General features: G+C 44.4%; 3 protein-coding genes and 1 pseudogene. 2 read left to right on the top strand and 2 right to left on the bottom strand.

Annotation, left to right across the window (positions count from 1 at the left end; translation table 11 throughout):
- A partial coding sequence (topA, locus tag VB775_RS15605) for a type I DNA topoisomerase (RefSeq protein WP_323216871.1) occupies positions 1–2,013 on the top strand: 2,013 nt, incomplete at its 5' end.
- 16 nt (positions 2,014–2,029) lie between these two features.
- Here the strand turns inward: topA and VB775_RS15600 are convergent.
- Entirely contained in the window at positions 2,030–2,404 is a 375-nt protein-coding gene (locus tag VB775_RS15600; RefSeq protein ID WP_281009533.1) for a nuclear transport factor 2 family protein, read from the bottom strand.
- 172 nt (positions 2,405–2,576) lie between these two features.
- Complete coding sequence (locus VB775_RS15595; protein WP_281009534.1) at positions 2,577–3,158, bottom strand: Uma2 family endonuclease; 582 nt, start codon at positions 3,156–3,158, stop codon at positions 2,577–2,579.
- Positions 3,159–3,327: 169 nt separating this feature from the next.
- Here VB775_RS15595 and VB775_RS15590 point away from each other — a divergent pair.
- Positions 3,328–4,286 (top strand): annotated as a pseudogene (locus VB775_RS15590) (transcription-repair coupling factor); the annotation flags it as partial.

Raw genomic sequence — 4,286 nt, 5'->3', positions numbered from 1 at the left:
GCTACCGATGGCGATCGCGAGGGTGAGGGAATTGCTTGGCATTTACAGCAGCAACTGCATCTGCGTAATCCCAAACGCGCTGTCTATAACCAGATTACACCTACGGCGGTTAGAGCCGCGATCGCTAATGCTCATCAGTTAGATTTAAACTTGATTTCCGCACAGCGAGCGAGACAATGTTTGGACAGGTTGATTGGATTTAAAGTTTCGCCACTTGTGCGTCGTACTAGTGGCGGTAGCTCGGCTGGTCGGGTGCAGTCAGTGGCTTTGCATATCGTCTGCCAACGTGAACGCGAGATTAATACCTTTGTGCCGATTACTTACTGGTCGGTATGGACGGAATATGCTGAAGGATTCACATCTTTCTATGCGGGTAGTAGTGAGATTGAGCCTGTGCTTGAGGATCAGGATGTCACCGATGATGCGGCGGAAGTGAATACGGAATCTACGGTTGAGTCAAAACGGGTATTGTCAGAAGCGGAAGCTGCCCGAATTATTCAAGTTGCGCGTAATCATCCCCATGTCGTTCGCGAAGCTACGGGTGTCACTGCTCAGAAATCACCGTTGCCGCCTTTCATTACCAGTTCGCTTCAGCAAGCTGCCTCTGTGAGATTAGGGCTATCGCCTGAAGAGACGATGAAGGTGGCTCAAGAGTTGTTTGAGGGTGTCGATTTACCTCAAGGTCGTAAAGGTTTGATTACCTATCACCGCACTGATAGCACCAGTCTCGCTCCTGAGTTTTGTGCTGAGGTAAAGGAATGGCTATCGAAACACGATCCTGATAATGTCCCTAAGAAAACTACTCGTCATCGTGAACAGGCGAATGCTCAATCAGCCCATGAAGCGATTCGTCCTACCTATTTGAGTATTACTCCAAAAACGGTGAGAGACCATCTCAGTGCCAAACAGCATCAACTCTATGAGTTAATCTGGCGCAGAGCCGTTGCTTCTCAATGTGCGAATGCTTTGATTCAGAAAAGTCGCGTGATTATTCAGGCTGGTTCGACGCTCTGGCAAACTAGGGGCAGTATTCTCACCTTTGCGGGTTATACGCGCTATTGGAACGATTTGAGTAAGGATAAACATATTCCTGCGTTAACAAGCGGTCAGACCTTGGCTTTGGCGAATGCGGGTTTCACGCAGAAGCAAACTCAACCTCCTGCTAGGTATAGCGAGGCGAAGTTAGTGCAGGTGTTAGAGCGTCAGGGTGTGGGTAGACCGAGTACGTTTGCGGCGATCGTCAAGACCCTGAAGGATAGAACCTATGTGTTACTCAAGGGTAAAGTTCTCGAACCTTCGGCTTTGGGAATGTCTACGGATGATGTGTTGCATAAAACTTTCCCCGATTTGCTCAGAGCCGATTTTACCGCAGGGATGGAAACGACTTTGGATGAGATCTCGGTGGGTAAGTTGGAGTGGCAAAGCTATTTGATTGGTTGGCATCAGTCTTATTTTCAGCCGATGTTGGCGCGTGCCTATACAAATCTCGGTGCGGATTTACAGCCAAGTAATCGCAAAAATGAGCTTTCGGATGTGGCTTGTCCTACTTGTAGTCATCCTCTCAGTAAGATTCCTTCTAAAAAGGTGAGTGGTGGGCATTTTCTCAAGTGTGAGCACGGCTGTGAGAATCTGGTGATGTTTTGGAGCGATCGCCGTAATCAGTGGGAGATTCCTCAACCGAAGGGCGAGAATGCAGTGACGGCGGAGGTGACTAATTTTGCTTGTCCTGTCTGTGGCAAGCCTTTGGCTAAGTTTCCCTACCATAAAGATGGTGTGGATAAAGTGATGTTGAAGTGTGCGGATGTTCAGGCACGTCAACGCAAGGATCATGCGGATGTGGTCTTTTTCTGGTCTTCTCAGGAGAAGTGGTGGTCGAAGAAGTTTGGCGATCTGGATGAGGCGGCTAAGCCGAATTTGGGTAAGGCTTCAACAGCTAAGGAGAAGAAATCTGCTCAGGGAAAGTCTAAGCAGGCGGGTAAAGTGACTAAGCCTCGTCCTAAAAAGTTGTCTTGATTGGAATTACACCTAGCTAATTATGCGAATCAGGCAGTTGAACCACGTTGCCTGCGATGAGCTGCCATTGACCATTTAGCATCGCCCAAGTTCTTCCATATCGATAATAGCCATGAAAATCTTGACCATTCATAGATCCACTGATTTCTGCTTTAACGGTTACAGTAGCTAAATTTTCAAAAGTTTCAATGATTTGGTCTGTGAAAGTGATGCTGTGGAAGATGACCATTTTATTTCTATGCGCTTCTAAGTCATCAGATTTTGATGCTACAGATCCGTCTAGAAAAACAAATTGCAACTGATTAGAAATTAATTCATTCAGTGTATTTACATCATTAGCGAGTTGAGCTTTGCGGATACGCTCTTCCAGATCTTGAATTGTTTTTTCCATATTCATCTTTTTAGGTTATTCCGTAATGCTTTGACTTTGATCTTCGTGATAAGTGCAATTTCCTGAATTACCAAGCCTTAGTAGCTAAAGTCTGAGTTGATTGCTGAAATCTTGTAAATACAAAGTTCCCAATCCAGCGTGTCTCTCAGTGAGTAAAGGAAAAAAGTAGTTTTTAAATTCCTGCTTTTGTAAGGAACTGCTTTACTGTTACTTTTAAATCTGGGAATAACTCATCAGTTAATAGTCGATCACCTTGATAAGTCTCTGGAGGGCGATCGGGATAAAACACCGTTAAGGTTTTTCCCATTGGATCGATAACCCATACTCTTAATACTCCAGATTTCAGATAATCCCCAGCCTTTGCCACAAACTCCCGAAACGTTTGTCCTTCTGACATAATCTCAATGACTAATTCAGGCGGTACTGGGCACATCTCATTACCTACGTTACTAGGCAACCGCTCCATCGAAATATAGGTCAAATCAGGTACAGGACACCAATCCTGATCGTTGCGTGTTAACACAATTCCCCATTCTGGATAGACAAAGCCTTTGCCTTCAAACAAAGTTCGTAAAAAAATCAATAATTCTGCTTGTAAAGAAGCATGAAATCTTTTTGGCGACATTTTTCTTATGACTTGACCATCAATAAATTCATAATTCTGATCAGACTCAGGGCTTGCCAAAAACTCCGCCAATGTCAGTCGAGGAGATTTAGCTGTCTCTATGACTGGCGATTGGATCACTGTAGTCATTTTAATACTCCTTTTTTGCAAAAAGTTGATGTTTTCCCAATTTATTGAGAATATTCTCGCAATTATGCCAACTGAGCCTCACCTATATCTTAGCTGTAGCAGGGCTGAGTTAAATATTAAGATAGATCATAGAGTAATCGTAAACACAGGACTAACTTAATCCCAATCCATGACCTTCACAGCAGTCCTAGAGAACATCGCCCGATCGCTAATCGCCACAAAAATAGGCGAGAAACTCAAAACAGCCAAAAGCATATCCCTATCAGGACTATCCTGCTTAGGCAAAGGACTAATTAGCACCCACCTATGTCAACAACAAACCAAACCATTACTCATTGTCACCGCCACCGTCGAAGAAGCCACCCGATGGGCTTTACAACTCCAGTCAATGTCATGGCGCGTCTATCTATACCCTCCCCTTGATACATTTCCCTACGAACCAGCCCAAATCGATTTAGAAACCGCTTGGACAAGGATTGAGATATTAGCGGAATTGCTTGCTAAACCACAGCATAACTTAGCGATCGCTACCACCATTAACGCGCTACAGCCCCATCTACCATCCACTCAAGTCTTCCAAAAACATAGTCTCTATCTCAATATCGGCGATTCGCAATCGGTTAAATTACTAGCTTCTGCTTTGGCAAGATTAGGATATGAAGAAGTCAAAGAAGTAAAAGAATCAAAACAATGGAGCCGCAAAGGATTCAGTTTTGAAGTGTTTCCAGTTAATCGAAATCAACCCGTGCGCCTAAGCTGTAATCGCGGTACTGTCGAGAAAATCAGAGAATTTGACCCCACTAATCCCAAAAGCTTTACTGACCTATCTAGCATTGCGATCGCCCCTGTCGATTTGCATGAGTTTGTTGCTCATAAAGCTACATTGCTAAATTATTTACCAAAAAACTTCGTTATCGCTCTTGATGAACCCGAACAATGCCAGAGCTATGGCGATCGCTGGTACGAGGCGGCGGATGAACTTTATAAAAATCAAGATCCTCAATTAGCTACATCCAAACTGCATTGGGACTTTGCTAAGTGCATGACTGAGGCGAAGAAGTTTCAGATGCTTCAGCTTACCGAGCGATCGCTTAAACCCAAAGCCAATATTTTTGACTTTGCCAGTTC

This window comes from Pseudanabaena sp. CCNP1317 (assembly GCF_034931345.1).
Classification (GTDB): Bacteria; Cyanobacteriota; Cyanobacteriia; order Pseudanabaenales; family Pseudanabaenaceae; genus Pseudanabaena; species Pseudanabaena galeata.
Note: the sequence above shows the minus strand (reverse complement) of the source record. Positions and strands in the feature narration are given on the sequence as shown.

What these genes read in the sequence shown, in the direction of transcription:
- VB775_RS15600 (WP_281009533.1), bottom strand. Translation starts at nt 2,404, where the DNA reads ATGGAAAAAACAATTCAAGATCTGGAAGAGCGTATCCGCAAAGCTCAA.
- VB775_RS15595 (WP_281009534.1), bottom strand. Translation starts at nt 3,158, where the DNA reads ATGACTACAGTGATCCAATCGCCAGTCATAGAGACAGCTAAATCTCCT.